This window comes from Blautia sp. SC05B48, assembly GCF_005848555.1.
Taxonomy (GTDB): Bacteria; Bacillota; Clostridia; order Lachnospirales; family Lachnospiraceae; genus Blautia_A.
In genome coordinates, this window is sequence record NZ_CP040518.1 from 3,030,784 (window position 1) to 3,047,374 (window position 16,591).

At 38.6% G+C, this 16,591-nt stretch carries 13 protein-coding genes; 12 read left to right on the forward strand and 1 reads right to left on the reverse strand.

Going from position 1 to position 16,591, the window contains the following annotated elements:
• Nucleotides 1-114: 114 nt before the first annotated feature.
• The 12 genes from EYS05_RS14110 to EYS05_RS14165 all read left to right on the forward strand — a co-directional run bounded on the left by EYS05_RS14110 (nt 115) and on the right by EYS05_RS14165 (nt 15,424).
• Nucleotides 115-867: a hypothetical protein gene (locus EYS05_RS14110; protein WP_138277388.1), complete on the forward strand. Its 753-nt coding sequence runs from the start codon at nt 115-117 to the stop codon at nt 865-867.
• Nucleotides 868-969: 102 nt separating this feature from the next.
• A complete protein-coding gene (locus tag EYS05_RS14115) occupies nt 970-1,428 on the forward strand; it encodes a DUF3990 domain-containing protein (protein WP_138277389.1) in 459 nt (152 codons plus the stop codon).
• On the forward strand, nt 1,429-1,890 hold the full coding sequence (locus tag EYS05_RS14120) for a hypothetical protein (protein WP_138277390.1): 462 nt from the start codon (nt 1,429-1,431) through the stop codon (nt 1,888-1,890).
• 258 nt (nt 1,891-2,148) lie between these two features.
• Nucleotides 2,149-3,066, forward strand: coding sequence for a DUF6602 domain-containing protein (locus EYS05_RS14125; protein WP_138277391.1), 918 nt, complete (start codon nt 2,149-2,151; stop codon nt 3,064-3,066).
• Nucleotides 3,067-3,096: 30 nt separating this feature from the next.
• Nucleotides 3,097-5,235 (forward strand): histidinol phosphatase, encoded by a 2,139-nt coding sequence (locus tag EYS05_RS14130; protein ID WP_138277392.1) that lies wholly within the window; start codon nt 3,097-3,099, stop codon nt 5,233-5,235.
• Nucleotides 5,210-5,518: a hypothetical protein gene (locus EYS05_RS14135; protein WP_138277393.1), complete on the forward strand. Its 309-nt coding sequence runs from the start codon at nt 5,210-5,212 to the stop codon at nt 5,516-5,518. The genes EYS05_RS14130 and EYS05_RS14135 overlap by 26 nt, the downstream gene beginning before the upstream one ends.
• 95 nt (nt 5,519-5,613) lie before the next feature.
• Entirely contained in the window at nt 5,614-8,961 is a 3,348-nt protein-coding gene (locus EYS05_RS14140) for a DEAD/DEAH box helicase family protein (protein ID WP_138277394.1), read from the forward strand.
• 541 nt (nt 8,962-9,502) lie between these two features.
• Entirely contained in the window at nt 9,503-10,897 is a 1,395-nt protein-coding gene (gene mgtE, locus EYS05_RS14145; RefSeq protein ID WP_138277395.1) for a magnesium transporter, read from the forward strand.
• 248 nt (nt 10,898-11,145) lie between these two features.
• A complete protein-coding gene (locus EYS05_RS14150) occupies nt 11,146-12,537 on the forward strand; it encodes an alanine/glycine:cation symporter family protein (RefSeq protein ID WP_138277396.1) in 1,392 nt (463 codons plus the stop codon).
• Nucleotides 12,538-12,672: 135 nt separating this feature from the next.
• The gene (thrH, locus tag EYS05_RS14155) at nt 12,673-13,275 is read left to right on the forward strand and encodes a bifunctional phosphoserine phosphatase/homoserine phosphotransferase ThrH (protein WP_015524708.1); all 603 of its coding nucleotides are present in this window, start codon (nt 12,673-12,675) and stop codon (nt 13,273-13,275) included.
• 16 nt (nt 13,276-13,291) lie between these two features.
• Nucleotides 13,292-14,140 (forward strand): alpha/beta hydrolase, encoded by an 849-nt coding sequence (locus EYS05_RS14160; RefSeq protein WP_118515870.1) that lies wholly within the window; start codon nt 13,292-13,294, stop codon nt 14,138-14,140.
• A gap of 177 nt (nt 14,141-14,317) precedes the next feature.
• Nucleotides 14,318-15,424, forward strand: a complete 1,107-nt coding sequence (locus EYS05_RS14165) for a DUF362 domain-containing protein (RefSeq protein ID WP_138277397.1) — start codon at nt 14,318-14,320, stop codon at nt 15,422-15,424.
• A 378-nt stretch (nt 15,425-15,802) separates the two neighbouring features.
• On the opposite strand, the gene EYS05_RS14170 is transcribed toward EYS05_RS14165, so the two are convergent.
• Nucleotides 15,803-16,390 (reverse strand): cytidylate kinase-like family protein, encoded by a 588-nt coding sequence (locus tag EYS05_RS14170; RefSeq protein ID WP_118515872.1) that lies wholly within the window; start codon nt 16,388-16,390, stop codon nt 15,803-15,805.
• Nucleotides 16,391-16,591: the final 201 nt, after the last annotated feature.

A 16,591-nucleotide genomic window follows, 5' to 3' on the forward strand; every position in this document is an offset into this window, starting at 1 on the left:
TATCTAAACGGATATTACAAACGAATTTGGTAAGTAGAAAGTTTGCGAGAGAGGTAATCGATGGATTTTAATACATTAATAATTATATATTGAAGTACTAAATGAGGAAGGGATATGAAAGATTTATTTGTTACATATCAAAGCGAAATTGTAACAGCTGCGATATCTTTTGCGGTTGCTTTGATAACTACTTTATTAACACATTTATTAGGAAATTTCAAATTGCGATATACAGAAAAATTGAAAATTGCAAGTGAACTTTCAAAAAGAAAATATAAGGGAATAACCCAAATAAGGAAAGAAATCCATATATTATTTCAGTATGAAGATTTATGTGTTACAGAAGATGAAAAGTCATTAATTTCTGAAAATATTGGCAAGAAAGTCTATACGCCAGCGAGTTGTTATACTTATAAAACACTTGTGGAAATTTCAAGAACATTAAACGACTTATACGGAGAATTTGGATGTTGTTTGAGACATACATCTGTGATTTATTTAGTATATATTAAAAATTTTTTTATAGAGTATGCTTTAAAATGTGGCAGAGCAGGGTTTCCAGATGAAGAATTACGGTGGATAAGCGTTCCGTTGTACGAGGGGATACGTAAATGGTATAAGAAATTTGACAAAGAACTAATATATTCTATGAATAAACCTAGCATGAAATACTTTGCACATTCAGGAATGAAATATAATTTATTATTAAAAATATATGGCTTGTACTTTAAGAGAACAGCACCGTATAAATATATGAATGATAAAAAAAGCATATTAAATCAAATGATATATAATCGTGATGAAATTCTTGCACAATATGAAAAAACAATTATTGAAAAATCAGATGAAATTTTTTCTAAATATTAAGATATATAAATTAAAAGTTAAAGTACAAAAAGCGCTAGATGAAACGCAAAAATTATATAACAGTCTTGTGCAACAGCATTTTGCTTAGAAAGGGGAATCTGAATGGCAATAATGACAGTGTATCATGGTGGATATCAGGTTGTAGAGAAACCGAAAATCCGGAAAGGACGTAATACAAAAGATTTTGGAACAGGCTTTTATTGTACGATTATAAAAGAACAGGCTCAAAGATGGGCCAGGAGATATGACACGAAGGTTGTATCTGTATACGATGTGCGTTTAAAACCGGATCTGAAAATAAAAGAATTCAAAGATATGACAGAAGAATGGCTGGATTTTATAATTGCATGCCGGGGTGGGAATGATCATGAATATGATATTGTAATCGGCGCAATGGCGGATGATCAGATTTATAATTTTGTTTCTGATTATATGGATGGTACGATTACCAGAGAACAGTTCTGGGTTCTTGCAAAGTTTAAATATCCAACCCATCAGATTGCATTTTGCTCCAAAGAATCACTGAAATGTTTGAAATATAGAGATTGTGAGGTGCTGTAAATGGCAGGAGAAGGACGGGAAAGTAAAAAAGATAATGATTTATTTTACACATGCAGCCTGATCGATTACATTGCCAGGAAAACAAAGAATACACGGACAAATGTTGTAAACAAGCTTGGAAAGCAGAGGATTGATAAAATTTATGACCTCGCAGATGTCTACCATTGTGATAACATTGACAGAGTCAGTGATGATTTTATTAAAGAAGCAGAAATACAAGAGGGAAAATTTGACAATGTGGGTAATTGTAAATACAGCATTCCATCACATTGGGACATTGGAAAGGTATATAAGCGGCTGATAAAAATGGTTGCTGCAGATGAGGGTATTGGAATTATAGATGCTATAATAAAAGTATACAATTCTTTTATCAGTGCAAAAATTGATGACTACAACAGCAGTGTATATTACGAAAATCCGTCATATATATTTGAATCGTACCGAGAAAACAGAATGTTATAAACGAAATGGCTGAAAGATGTTGGCATATCTTGAGACAAAAATAAAAGTCAGTTATCAAGGATTCCTTGATAACTGTAGTTGATAAGTACAATTATAAAATAAAATGCTATGATTGCATTTGTACGAATTTATTGTTTGTTGAAATAATTTGTTTGGAAATAGATTTTGCATAAATAAAAAGTTAAATTGCAAAAGCGTTGGATAAAAAAATATATATAATGATTAAAATAAGTATAGCAGGAATGAAGGGAAACGAATATGAGCACTTCGACACATGATTTATTTGATTTTTTTAAAAAGGCAAATAGAAATATTTCAGATGAATATACGAGAATTTGTAGAAGAGTAAATGAAGATCCAGGAACTGCAGGGGATCAAGGAGAAGAAAATTGGAAAGAACTTTTGGAATCTTGGATTCCACCTTATTTTCAAATAGTTACAAAAGGAAGAATATTAAGTGATTCAGGAGAAACAAGTCCGCAAGTGGATGTGATTGTTTTATCACCAGATTATCCCAAAAGCTTGTTGAATTGTAAGGAATACTTATCTGGAGGAGTAGTGGCTGCATTTGAATGTAAAACTACATTAAGGCGTAAACATATTGGCGAATTTATAGAGCATTCAAAGAAGATAGAAAAATTAGCTATTAATGAGAATGGAACACCAAGAAAAGATTTGCAAAGCAAAATTTATTATGGATTATTGGCACATTCACATGAATGGAAAAAAGAAAATTCGAATCCGAAAGAAAATATTGAAAAATCTATTTGGGAATATAATGAAAAATATGTTACACATCCTAGGGAAACTCCAGATATCATATGTGTTGCTGACTTAGGAGTATGGAAATCTCAAAAGATGATAGTACCAAACTATGATAACGGTAAGGGATTAAAAGGAAATTATGTTATGAGTGGGTATATAGCATCAGATAATAAAGAAGAATTTTTTACTCCTGTGGGAGCATGTGTTTTTGATTTGCTTCAAAAGATTGCGTGGAGATATCCGAGCGTAAGAGATATTGTAACTTATATGGGAAAATTAAATATTTTTGGTAGCGGTAGTGGGTATTCAAGGCCATGGGAATGGAATGTATTATCGGAAGAAACACAAAAAAATATATACAAGTTAAAAAATGGTGGATTTTGGGATGAATGGGGTATGGTGATATATTAAAAACATTTATACCTGAGATGGGAGGCAATTATGAGAATTGATTTACATTGTCACACAAAAAAGGTAAAAACAGGAGATGCGTATACAAGAAATGTTACCAAAGACAAATTTTTTCAAAAGATTATTGAAGCGAGGGTTGAAATTGTTGCAATAACAAATCACAATCATTTTGATTATGAGCAGTATAAAGAATTTAAAGATGTTACAGCGGGAAATTGTGATATATGGCCGGGAGTAGAACTTGATATTTTAGGAAAAGCAGACCAAAAGGGAAAGCGTAAAAGGGGTCATTTGATAGTAATTGCTAATCCTAAAAATGTTGAGCTGTTTAATACTCAAGTACAAAAATTGATTAAAGATGAAGATGTAAATACATTTCAGATTAGTGTAAAAAAAGTGTATGAAGTCTTTGGAAAATGTGATTGTATTTATATACCACATTTTCATAAAGAACCCAAACTTTCAGATGAAGATATTCAGGAATTAGAGGAGTTATTACCCGATTCTAGTCGGTTATTTAAAGAAACATCTGATTATCGAAGTCTTGGAGTTTTTTCCAATTTTGATTATAGTGTTATTATAGGAAGTGATGTACAGGATTGGGACAAGTATGAAACTAGTAAGTTTGCGGATATAAGATTACCAGTACAAACATTTGAGCAATTTTGTTTGTTAGCGAAAAAAGATGTACAAATAATAGATACATTGCTCAATCAAAAACGGAAAAAGGAGATTCCTGTATCGCCATGTAAAAGAGTAACCTTTAAATTACCTTTTTATGAGGATGTTAATATTATTTTCGGACAAAAGGGGACGGGAAAAACTGAAATCCTTGAATCTTTGAAGAAATATTATATTGAAAATGGAATTGCAATGGAAAGTTACAAAGGCAATGAAAAAGATGAAGATTTTTCAAAAATGTTAAAAGTTAAAGATGTAATAGCTACACCTGAGAAACTTCAACTGGATAATATGAGACAACAATTTATTGATATTTATAATTGGAAAGAAGAATTGCCAACATCTTTTGAAAAATATATAAGCTGGATGGAAACAAAAGATAACAATAAAAATAAAGGGAGAATGAAAATAACAGAGTGTGTACATATAGAGGAGGAAATTCGTGACCGAAAACTTGAATTAGATTATAAATATTTGAAAGAATTCACAGAATCTACATTCAAAAAAATTGATGTAGAAAAATATTTGGATGAGCAAGATAGTACAACTTTGATGTTGCTATTGGAAAAGTTATGTAAAAATATAAATAATGCAAAAATACAAAAGTGGAACAGTAATAAGAGTATTAAACTTACAAATTGGAGCATTGATAGGATAAAAGCAATAGCGGATAAATGTTCTGATACAATATCTAAGCCTAGCAGTGTAGGGTTTTATGATTTTGCCATGGAAAGGTTTAAGTTGTTTGAAAATGTAGAAGAAATATGTAGTGTATTTTCTACTGAGGATAAGGTTGAAAAAGAATACTTAGGAAATCTCGAAGAAAAAGGTGATATATACATTCAAACACGATATAGAATGTTAACAAAAGAATCACGTACAGATGAATTTAAACAGGGAATAACAGTCTTAAGAAATTGTAAACTTTTAATAAGTGGGATAAAAAAAGCTATCCTAGAGGAGAATATATCAGAAGAAATATCAAGGTTTCAAGAGTTCTATGATGATGGAATTAAAGATATAGGAGCTTTTATAGGAATATCTAAAGAAACAGCATTAGAAGATGGAGAAATTTACAAACCGTCTAATGGAGAACGGGGAATACTGCTGATGCAAAAATTATTGGATTCGGAAAGCGATGTATATATTTTGGATGAACCGGAGTTAGGAATGGGAAATTCATATATAACATCTAATATACTTCCGAGATTAACTGATCTTGCAAAACGGAGAAAAACAGTAATTATAGCAACACATAATGCTAATATTGCAGTTGGTACACTTCCGTATATCAGTATACTAAGAACTCATGAGAATGGAGTATATAAAACATATGTTGGCAATCCATTTTATGATGAACTTAAAAATATAGATGATGAAACAGACACTAAAAACTGGACTCAAGAAAGTATGCATACTCTTGAGGGTGGTAAAAATGCATTTTATGATAGAAAGGATATTTATGAATCAGGAAAGCAAAGTGATTAATGTACATTTGGAGAAAAGAGAAAATAAAGATTATTTAGTATTTGACTTTGAAGAAACTGCAGAAGTATGTCTTAATAATGATGAGAGTCAAAATGATTTGAAAAGTATATTTGTAAAGTTACTTACGGAGATTACAAAACATCCAATTGAATTACATTTTTTGGAAAACTCAGAATATAAAACAGGATTATATATAGACGTGTGTAAAGAATATATAAAAGATTTAAATAAAGAGATTACAAATGTAAGAAAAAACATGCCAGAAAAATTAAAAATACAGTGATAATAAAACTTTCAAAATTATATGAACACAGAGTAAACTCCAGATTTTTTTACAAATGACATAAAAAGTTGAAAGTAAAAGAGGGAGATTTCACAATGGTAACAAACTTTGATTATTTAAAAAATGAATCAAAATTCTCTGCATTTGCGAATGTTGCCATCTCTGCAGAGAAAATTATATTAGCAGATCCGGATGCGAGTATTCTTAACAGCCGGCGGGCTATGGAATTTGCTGTGAAATGGTTGTATTCTGTGGAGAACAGTTTGCAGATTCCGTACCAGGATAACCTTCACACTTTGATGAATACAGAGGAATTCAGACAGTTAGTGGGACCGGATCTTTGGAAACGGATGGATTATATCCGCAGATGTGGAAACAGTGTGGCACATAGCAATAAAAAACCTGGCAGAGATGCAGCGATGCTCTGCCTTGAAAATCTGTCAATTTTTTTAGATTACGTTGCATATTGTTATGGAGAACAGTATCATGAGCATCCATTTGACAAGTCGATTATTGATGACAGAATTGAGAAGGCAAAGGCATCCAGGGAAACAGCCAGAAAAACAAAGGAAACACTTCTGAAAGAACAGGAAAAAACTGCCCAGCAGGAACTGGATCTACAAAAACTAATGGCAGAAAATACTTTTCTCAGGGAAGAACTGTCCGCACGTCATGAGAAACAGCAGCAGACATATGTTCCGAAACCTCTGGATCTGTCTGAATATGAAACCAGAAAACTTTACATAGATTCTATGCTCATTGATGCAGGATGGACACAGGGAAAAGACTGGTTAAATGAGATGACCGTGACAGGAATGCCGAATAAATCAGGAATTGGACGTATTGATTATATTCTCTATGATGATACAGGGAAACCTCTGGCAATTATTGAAGCAAAACGTACCTGTAAAGACGTTGCCGAGGGCAGGCAGCAGGCGAAACTTTACGCAGATCTGCTGGAAAAGAAATATGAACGACGCCCGGTAATTTTCCTTACCAATGGTTTTGAAACCCGGATCATAGACGGACAATATCCGGAAAGAAAATGTTCGGTTATTTATTCCAAACGGGATCTGGAGAAATGGTTTAATCTTTTGAGTATGCGGACAAGCCTGCAGGATATTTCTGTAGATAAAAAAATTGCAGGACGCTATTATCAGGAAGCCGCGATAAAAGCAGTATGCCAGAGTTTTGATGAAAAGAATCGGAGAAAAGCACTGCTGGTTATGGCCACAGGTTCCGGAAAAACCAGAACAGTAATGGCTTTGTGCAAGGTACTGGTTGATGCGGGCTGGGTAAAGAATATCCTTTTTCTGGCGGACAGAAATTCACTGGTAACGCAGGCGAAAAGAAATTTTGTAAACTGGATGCAGGATTTTTCCTGTACAAATCTGGTTGAAGAAAAGAATAATTATATGTCACGATGTGTTTTCTCCACATATCAGACCATGATAAATTGTATTGATGTGATAAATGATAAAGAAGGAAAAGTTTTTACCTGTGGTCATTTTGATCTGATCATTTGTGATGAAGCGCACAGATCTATTTATAATAAGTATAAAGATATTTTTACATATTTTGATGCACTGCTTGTAGGACTTACTGCAACACCGAAAGATGAGATTGACAAAAATACATATGAAGTATTTGAACTGGCAAACGGAGATCCTACTTATGGATATGATCTGGCGCAGGCGGTTAAGGATGGATATCTGGTTGATTATCTGTCAGTAGAATCCAGGGTGAAATTTATTGATCAGGGAATTGTATATGATGAACTTTCAGAAGCAGATAAAGAAATCTATGAAAATACTTTTGAAGACGAAAATGGAAAGCTTCCGGAAGCGATAAATTCGGCTGCATTGAATACCTGGATTTTTAACGAAGATACAATTAAAAAAGTTCTTCATGTCCTGATGAGAGATGGAATTAAAATTGAATATGGACAGAAGATTGGAAAAACAATTATTTTTGCGAAAAATCATGATCATGCAGAAAAAATCCTTGAGATTTTTAATAAGGAATATCCGCATTTAAAGAATTATGCCATGGTGATCGATAACAGAATGAAATATGCACAGAGTGCAATTGATGAGTTTTCAGATCCGAAAAAACTACCGCAGATCGCAATTTCTGTAGATATGTTAGATACTGGAATTGATGTACCTGAAGTTCTTAATCTTGTATTCTTTAAGAAAGTCATGAGTAAAGCAAAATTCTGGCAGATGATCGGACGAGGAACAAGACTATGCCCGGGATTGCTGGATGGGGAAGATAAGAAAAAGTTTTACATTTTTGATTTCTGTGGGAATTTTGAGTTTTTCCGAATGAATAAGGGAAAAGCAAGTGCAAATCTGATGGCGTTGCAAAGTGCGGTTTTTAATCTTCAGTTTGAGATTTCGTACAAGCTTCAGGATATTAAATATCAGACAGATAAATTAACTGCGTACAGGACTGCGCTTGTAAAGCACATGACTGAAAAAGTAAAAGAGCTCCCAAGAGATAGTTTTACAGTTCGCCAACATTTGAAATATGTAGAATTATATTCAGAAGAGTCGAACTATCAGATGCTTACTTATGAAGATACTTTACTTGTAAGGGAAGAAGTTGCACCCTTGATTTTGCCTGAAAGTGATGAAGTAACAGCAGTACGTTTTGATGCACTTATGTATGGAATAGAACTTGCATCTCTGGTTGGAAAGAAATATACAAGTGCACGAAAAGATCTTTTAAAAAAGGTTTCCGGAATTGCCGGTGTGGCAAATATACCGGAGATTCAGGCACAAGCAGGGCTGATCGATCAGATTTTGCATACAGATTATATGGAAAATGCAGGAATCAATGAATTTGAAAATATCAGGGAAAATCTTAGAGATCTTATGAAGTATATTCCGGATAAGAGTAGGAATAAATATATGACCAATTTTACAGACGAAATTCTTTCAACGGAATGGAAAGAAGCAGAATTGGAAAACGATGATCTGAAAAACTATAAGGCACGGGTAGAATATTATGTCCGGCAGCATCAGGATGACCATGTGATATCAAAGTTGAAAAAGAATCAGCCACTTACAGAAAAAGATGTAGATGAACTGGAAAAAATTCTCTGGAGCGAGCTTGGTACAAAAGAGGATTATGAAGCAGAATTTGGCAGAAAGCCATTGGGAGAATTTATCAGAGAAATGGTAGGTCTTGATATGAATGCAGCCAAGGAAGCTTTTTCAAAGTATCTTGAGGATGTAAGTCTGGACAGCAGGCAGATTTATTTTGTAAATCAGATCATTGAGTATATTGTTCATAATGGGATGATGAAGGATCTTTCTGTTTTATTGGAATCTCCGTTTACAGATCGTGGGAGCATTTCAGAAATCTTTACAGATATGAGTGTTTGGCTTGGAATAAAAAAAGTCATTGATACGATCAACGGAAATGCAGCAGCATAAACTCCACCTCTGTAAAGTGGAAAAATTTTACCCGGATTTACAATAAATTTAACCATAAATCCGGTTGACAAAACCCGGCCGGGAACGTTATAATGGCCGGGTTGATAGAATATTTTAAGAAAAAAGGCAGGTGAACAGAATGGACAGTTGTGATTCTCATGGGCGAAGTTGTAGCTCTCAGAGTGAAAGATGGAAAGAACAGAGAAGGATGAGACTGTTCCATTCTGTTTTAAGTATACAGAATATCTGTGAGAATAGTATATCTGCATATCGGAAGGATATGTATGACAGGATGTAACGGTGTCAGCAGAACCTGTACGGTGTTATTACATTATAATTGCAGCAGGATTATAATATATATTTTTTTCATTCTTCTCATTCTGAGAATCTTACAGTAAAGCGATCATGTATAAATTCATTTCGCTTTATACTCAAATCCCAAGGAAACACAATCAAAAATCAGACAGCACATAGACATGCTTTAACATGTCTGTTTTTGGTGTGCGTATTTTGTGCGATACTATGTGAGGAGGATGAGAAAATGACAAAAAGAAATCAGGATTTTTCAAAAGATATTCTGAGTCTGATCCGAAGCAGTGTTTCTCCGGCAGTTTTAAGTGAAAGGCTGCAGGATTTCCACGAAAACGATCTGGCGGAAGTATTAAGAGAATTAAGCACTGCGGAGCGCAGCAGACTATACCGTATCCTGGAAAGCAGTATGCTGGCAGATGTTTTTGAGTATCTGGAGGAAGAAGAAACTGTAAAATATCTGGAGGAGATGGATGTTAAAAAAGCGGCAGCCATTCTTTCCAAAATGGAAACCGATGCCCTGGCAGATGTTTTAAAGCAGATCGATAAAGAAAAACGCAAGCTTCTGATCCAGCTTCTGGATGAACAGGTGCGGAAAGATATCGAAATGATCCGCTCCTTTGATGAGGATGAGATCGGAAGCAGAATGACAACGAACTGCATTGTGATCCGTGAAAACCTGACCGTAAAGCAGGCCATGAGTGAGCTGGTTTCTCAGGCGGCAGATAATGATAATATTTCTACGATTTTTGCAGTGACGGACAGAGGGGAGTTTTATGGAGCCCTGGATCTGAAGGATCTGATCACAGCAAGACAGGACCACCCTATGGAAGAGCTGATCGTAACTTCCTATCCATATGTGTATGGTACTGAGCAGATCGATGACTGTATGGAACGACTGAAGGATTATTCCGAAGATTCCATTCCTGTATTGGACGATGACAATCGTTTCCTTGGAGTGATCACATCCGCAGGGATCATCGATCTGGTAGATGATGAGATGGGAGAGGATTATGCAAAGCTGGCCGGTCTGACTGCAGAGGAAGATCTGAAAGAACCTCTTTTTGAAAGCATGAAAAAAAGAATGCCCTGGCTGATCGTTCTTCTGGGCCTTGGTATGCTGGTATCTTCTGTTGTGGGAATGTTTGAAAAAGTAGTTACCTGTCTGCCGATCATCATGTGCTTCCAGTCTCTGATCCTGGATATGGCAGGAAATGTTGGAACCCAGTCCCTGGCTGTAACCATCCGTGTACTGATGGATGAGACGCTGACGGGAAGACAGAAAGCAGAGCTTGTGCTGAAGGAAATGCGGATCGGTCTCTGCAACGGTGGTCTGCTCGGTATTCTGTCTTTTGTACTGATCGGATTGTATATTTTCTTATTCAAAGGAAAAACACTCGTATTTGCCTATGCGGTATCCGGCTGTATCGGATTATCCCTGCTGGTGGCCATGCTGGTATCCAGTGCAGTGGGAACCTGCATACCGCTGTTTTTCAAAAAGGTTGGTGTGGACCCGGCAGTAGCCTCAGGTCCTCTGATCACTACGGTAAATGACCTTGTAGCCGTGATAACATACTATGGAATGAGCTGGATATTCCTGATTGAGATGTTCCACCTGGCTGGCTGAGAGTAAAATGCAGCTATGCTCATAAAAAGAGACAGATATCAGAAATCTGTCGAATAACAGAAAAGTTACCAATATAAAAAAATTCCGGATCGAAAGATTCGGGATTTTTCTTTACATACGAACAGAAAGCTACTATAATAAAAGATACACTTTGCCCGTTTAAAACGTTGCAGAAATAAATACAAATAACGGGCAGAAAAAGAGAACAAAACGATCACATGGGGTGATTGGGGAAAGGAAACAGTAACATGATAGTAACAATGATCGAAAAGGTCTATTCATTTCTGTGGGGAGATCTGATAAGGATCCCGCTTCCGGGAGGAAGTACGCTGGGAATCTCACTTCTGATCCTGCTTCTGATTCCGACTGGTATTTATTTTACCATCCGGACAAAGCTTCTGCCGATCCGTCTTTTTCCGGATATGGTGCGAGCCCTGTCAGAAAAGAAAAGTGACAAAAAAAATCTTTCAGCATTTCAGACGCTGATCGTATCTACAGCTACCCGTGTGGGAATGGGAAACCTGGTCGGTGTGGTAGCTGCAATCTCAGCAGGAGGTGCAGGAGCGGTATTCTGGATGTGGATCACGGCGCTGATCGGTTCCTCCACTGCTTTTATCGAAGCGACCCTGGCACAGCTCTATAAAGAAAAGGATCCTCTTTATGGTGGCTACAGGGGCGGTCCTGCCTACTATATCCACCGCTATTGGGAAGAAAAACAGGGCAGAAAACGAAAAAAGGTTCTGCTTTCCGTTCTGTTTGCCATTTCCGGCCTGATCTGCTGGTGTGGGATCAGTCAGGTTATCAGCAATTCCGTCACGGCGTCTTTCAAAAATGCTTTTGATATTCCGCCGCTGTATACTACCATCGTGCTGGTAGTGATCGCAGCTGTGATCGTGCTTCGGAAGAATGCAACGGTTAAAGTTCTGGATATTCTGGTGCCGGTGATGGCAGTGCTTTATTTTGTGATCACACTGTTTATTATATTTACAAATCTCGGAAGTATGCCAGGAGTATTTAAACGGATTTTTGAAGAAGCTTTCGGATTTCGTCAGGCTGCTGCCGGCGGATTTGGCGTCGTGCTGATGAACGGAGTAAAAAGAGGTCTTTTTTCCAATGAAGCGGGAAGCGGCTCCGCTCCCTGTGCAGCAGCGGCAGCAGAATGTGACAGTCCGGTAAAAGCCGGATTTGTCCAGGCCCTGGGTGTATTTGTGGATACGATCGTGATCTGTAGCTGTACAGCCATGATCATGCTTCTGGTACCGGAGGATCTGGTACAGGGACTTTCCGGAATGGAACTTCTTCAGACTGCCATGCATTATCATATGGGACAGTTTGGAGTGATCTTTATTGCTGCAACACTGTTTATGTTCAGCTTTTCCACATTCCTGGGAATCCTGTTTTATGCAAGAGGCAATGTGTCCTATCTTTTTGGGGATAACTGGGGTTCACAGACAGGATATAAGGTGCTGGCACTGGTGATGCTGTTTATCGGTGGGATCGCAGCTTACACATTTGTATGGGATCTGGGAGATGTAGGAATTGGCCTGATGACGATCTTTAATATTTTCATGCTGTATCCTCTTGGGGAAAAAGCACTGAAAGAGCTGAAAATCTATGAATCGGAAAAGAAGAAAAAATAAAACGGTTTACAGACCTTGAGAGCATATGATAATATCAGGGTAAAGCGCTAAAAGAATAAAGAGTTCTGACAGCCGGAAGGAGTCAGACTCTGTGCAATATCAACGGTAAGTTGGATCAAGAGGAGGATATGAAAGATGTATATTACATGTCTGGACGTAGAAGGTGTACTGGTACCGGAAATCTGGATCGCATTTGCAGAGGCAAGCGGAATCCCAGAGCTTAAGAGAACAACCCGTGATGAGCCGGATTATGATAAGCTGATGAACTGGAGACTTGGAATTTTGAAGGAGCATGGTCTGGGACTGAAAGAGATCCAGGAGACTATTGCAAAGATCGATCCCCTTCCGGGAGCAAAAGAATTTCTGGATGAGCTGAGATCTTTTTCCCAGGTGATACTGATCAGTGATACCTTTACACAGTTTGCAACTCCACTGATGGAGAAGCTTGGACGACCGACACTTTTCTGTAATTCCCTGGAAGTAGCAGAGAATGGAGAGATCACAGGCTTTAAGATGCGCTGTGAGAAATCCAAGCTGACAACTGTGAAGGCACTGCAGTCCATGGGATTTGAGACTATCGCAAGCGGGGATTCCTACAATGATCTCGGAATGATCCAGGCAAGCAAAGCAGGCTTCCTTTTCCGCAGTACAGAGCAGATCCGTGCAGATCATCCGGAAATTCCTGCTTACGAAGAATACGATGAACTTCTTGCAGCGATCAGAGAAGCGATGAAATGAAGAGGGGAAAACTGGAATGATCAACGAAAGAATTATGATCGAAGAGAAAACAAAGGATTATAATGAGGCATGGATAGAAACTTATTTCTGGCAGGAATCGGAAGAACTCTATCCGGGACAGAAGCGTCCGGTCATAGTGATCTGTCCGGGCGGAGCTTATTGCATGACTTCAGACAGAGAAGCAGAAGCCATTGCTGTCCGGTTTATGGGAATGGGCTATCACGCAGTGGTACTTCGTTACAGTGTGGCACCTGCCAGATATCCGGTGGCTCTCCGTCAGCTGGCAAAAACAGTAGCTCTTCTCAGAGAGAACAGCGATAAGTGGCATATTGAAAAGAATAAGATCATTGTATCCGGCTTTTCGGCAGGAGGCCATCTGGCAGCTTCTCTGGGAGTGTTCTGGAATACTGAGGAGCTTGCCGGGATCACGGGAATGGAAAACGAGCGGATCCGTCCCAATGGCATGATCCTGAATTATCCGGTGATCACTTCAGGGAAAGCTGGCCATGAAGAAAGCTTTCGAAATCTTCTGGGAGATCGTTATGAGGAGCTGAAAGATCAGATGTCTCTGGAATTTCAGGTTACGGAAGATACACCCAGAACCTTTATCTGGCATACCTTTGAGGATCAGACGGTGCTGCTGGATAATACACTTCTCTTTGTTCAGGCACTCTATAAAAAGGGCATTCCAGTGGAGTATCACGTTTTTCCGCAGGGTCCCCATGGAATCGGCTTGGCAAATGAGCTGACTGCCAACGAAAACGGCAGAGGGATCGCAAGAGCCTGTGAACCATGGAGTGAGCTTGCAGGAAAATGGCTGAACCGTGAATTCCCATGGTGGAATGGAGCAAAGATTGAAAGATAATACGAGACTGCTATGTCGGATAAAATATCCTTTTTACCGGGAAACCGGTAGAGAGGGTATTTTTTATAATTGTGATGACTGCTGTATTTGTCGGCTGTTTTGTCTGGCCTGTCTGATGAAAAAAGCTTTGCTATAGATCAGTATTCACATTTCAGAAAGAAAGGAATTTTGATAATTATGGATAAAAATCAGATTTTTATTACCAGTGGCACGGAATATAAAAGAATGACAAAGGAGCTTCTGGAAAAAGCGGATCTTCAGTCCCATATCGGAGACAGAAAGAAAAAGATCGGAATCAAGCCGAATCTGGTTTCTCCTTCAGAGGCTTCCTGGGGCGCAACGACTCATCCGGAAGTGGTTGCAGGAATTATTGAGTATTTGAAGGAGCATGGCTTCCGGGATATGGTGATGCTGGAGGGATCCTGGGTAGGAGATAAGACAGGGGAGGCCTTTGAGACCTGTGGCTTTGACAGACTTGAGGAAGAGTATCAGGTGCCGTTCTGGGATATGCAGAAGGATAAAGGTGTTTCTGTGGACTGTGGCGGCATGGAGCTGAATGTCTGTGAGCGGGTAAAGGAGCTTGATTTTCTGATTAATGTGCCGGTTCTGAAAGGCCATTGTCAGACAAAGATCACTTGTGCCCTTAAGAATATGAAGGGGTTGATCCCAAATAAGGAAAAGAGACGTTTTCATTCTCTGGGGCTTCATAAACCCATTGCTCATCTGAATATGGGGATACAGCAGGACTTTATTGTTGTGGATAATATCTGCGGGGATCTGGATTTTGAAGATGGCGGAAATCCTGTCGTGATGAACCGTGTAATGGCTGCCTGTGATCCGGTTCTCGTGGACGCGTATGTGTGTCAGATGATGCATTATGAGGTAGCTGAGGTTCCCTATGTGAAGCTGGCAGGTGAGCTTGGCGTGGGCTGTTCAGATATTTCAAAGGCAGATGTCAGATTTCTGGAGGATGGTGCGGATCAGAGGATGCCGGTATCCAGAAAGGTTGTGGAGCTTGCGGATGCCGTGGAGGAAGTGGAATCCTGCAGTGCCTGCTACGGGTATCTGATCCCGGCATTGGAGATGCTGAAGGAAGAGGGGCTTTTTGAGAAGCTGGATGAAAAAATCTGCATCGGGCAGGGGTATCGTGGTAAGACGGGTGTGCTTGGTGTGGGACACTGTACCTGTAAGTTTCAGAATTATGTGGAAGGGTGTCCGCCGCTGGAGAGGGATATATATGAGTTTTTGAAAGGGTATATTGGCGAACGGACGCCGGGGAAGTGACAGTCCTCCGTAGCAGCCCGGAGGACTGTCACTTCCCCGGCTGACGTTTCAGCCGGAGAGGTGGAAGCGGACGCGTGGTGTCCTGTCCTTACGTTTTGATGAGTTGAGCGTCCGCCGTTGGAGGTGTGGGAAGAATACGTCTTCTTGTTGAAAGGTGTTATGCCGATGAGATCGGCACAGCCTGTCGTTTTAAACAAACGCAGAATCCATCACCCTGTCAACAACGTAACATAACCAAAACGTACGGTTCATAGCGGGGCCAGAGGGAAGGGGTGCAGGGGAGGGGAAACGGCCTTTCGCAACTACGAGTGCTTCCCCTCCCCTGCGGTTTCACTTACGCTTCCAAAGCGTAAAAACATTTTTCAGAAAAAAAGAATCCTAAAGACATCTCTTTACAATCTCAACAATCTGCTCCATAGAAAACCGGCTGCTGTCAATACAGAGATCATACTGTGTCATATCCAGCCATTTGCTGTCTGTAAAGTATTCATAGTAAGCCTTTCTCTCTTTATCCATTTTTTTGACCAGCTTCCGTGCGCTGGCTTCTTCTCTGCCGGTACGGCGTATCACATTCTGGACTCTTTCCTCAAAAGGAGCATGGATAAAAATTTTAAGTGATTTATCCTTCAGGATATTGGTCGCACAGCGGCCGACAATTACGCAGTCCTCTCTCTGCGGAAGGGAAAGAATGATCTTTCTCTGAAGATCATAGAGAACATCATTCATTGGTACAAAGGAGAAATTATCTGTAAACTGCAGTTCGCTGTCAACGGGAAATACCCACTGACTGGCCTTTTTCTCGTCTACCTTTGCCAGGGTGTCGAAGGGGATATTGTTTTTCTTGGCAGCCATGTCGATCAGTTCTTTATCATAAAAACCGATGTCCAGGTTTTCAGCCAGAGTCTTGCCGATAAGGCGTCCGTTGCTTCCAAACATACGATTGATGGTGATAATACGTTTTTCCATAAAGATACCTCCTTTATCTCGGACCGGAAACAGGAATATCTGATTTCCGGTAGTTTTTCTTACTTCTTTTATAACATATTTCGGTAAAAAATACCAGAAAATAATGTATAATACTTAAAATAATATTTAATATATACAAAAATGATGGTAACAGACAGAAAATATGATTAACTATCCGTATTTACATATGAAAAATAGCAT

Excerpts from the sequence above, each read along its gene's own strand:
- EYS05_RS14160 (WP_118515870.1), top strand. The coding sequence starts at position 13,292 with ATGATCAACGAAAGAATTATGATCGAAGAGAAAACAAAGGATTATAAT.
- EYS05_RS14120 (WP_138277390.1), top strand. The coding sequence starts at position 1,429 with ATGGCAGGAGAAGGACGGGAAAGTAAAAAAGATAATGATTTATTTTAC.
- EYS05_RS14140 (WP_138277394.1), top strand. The coding sequence starts at position 5,614 with ATGGTAACAAACTTTGATTATTTAAAAAATGAATCAAAATTCTCTGCA.
- EYS05_RS14110 (WP_138277388.1), top strand. The coding sequence starts at position 115 with ATGAAAGATTTATTTGTTACATATCAAAGCGAAATTGTAACAGCTGCG.
- EYS05_RS14150 (WP_138277396.1), top strand. The coding sequence starts at position 11,146 with ATGATAGTAACAATGATCGAAAAGGTCTATTCATTTCTGTGGGGAGAT.
- mgtE (WP_138277395.1), top strand. The coding sequence starts at position 9,503 with ATGACAAAAAGAAATCAGGATTTTTCAAAAGATATTCTGAGTCTGATC.
- EYS05_RS14125 (WP_138277391.1), top strand. The coding sequence starts at position 2,149 with ATGAGCACTTCGACACATGATTTATTTGATTTTTTTAAAAAGGCAAAT.
- EYS05_RS14135 (WP_138277393.1), top strand. The coding sequence starts at position 5,210 with ATGAATCAGGAAAGCAAAGTGATTAATGTACATTTGGAGAAAAGAGAA.
- EYS05_RS14130 (WP_138277392.1), top strand. The coding sequence starts at position 3,097 with ATGAGAATTGATTTACATTGTCACACAAAAAAGGTAAAAACAGGAGAT.
- EYS05_RS14115 (WP_138277389.1), top strand. The coding sequence starts at position 970 with ATGGCAATAATGACAGTGTATCATGGTGGATATCAGGTTGTAGAGAAA.
- EYS05_RS14165 (WP_138277397.1), top strand. The coding sequence starts at position 14,318 with ATGGATAAAAATCAGATTTTTATTACCAGTGGCACGGAATATAAAAGA.
- thrH (WP_015524708.1), top strand. The coding sequence starts at position 12,673 with ATGTATATTACATGTCTGGACGTAGAAGGTGTACTGGTACCGGAAATC.
- EYS05_RS14170 (WP_118515872.1), bottom strand. The coding sequence starts at position 16,390 with ATGGAAAAACGTATTATCACCATCAATCGTATGTTTGGAAGCAACGGA.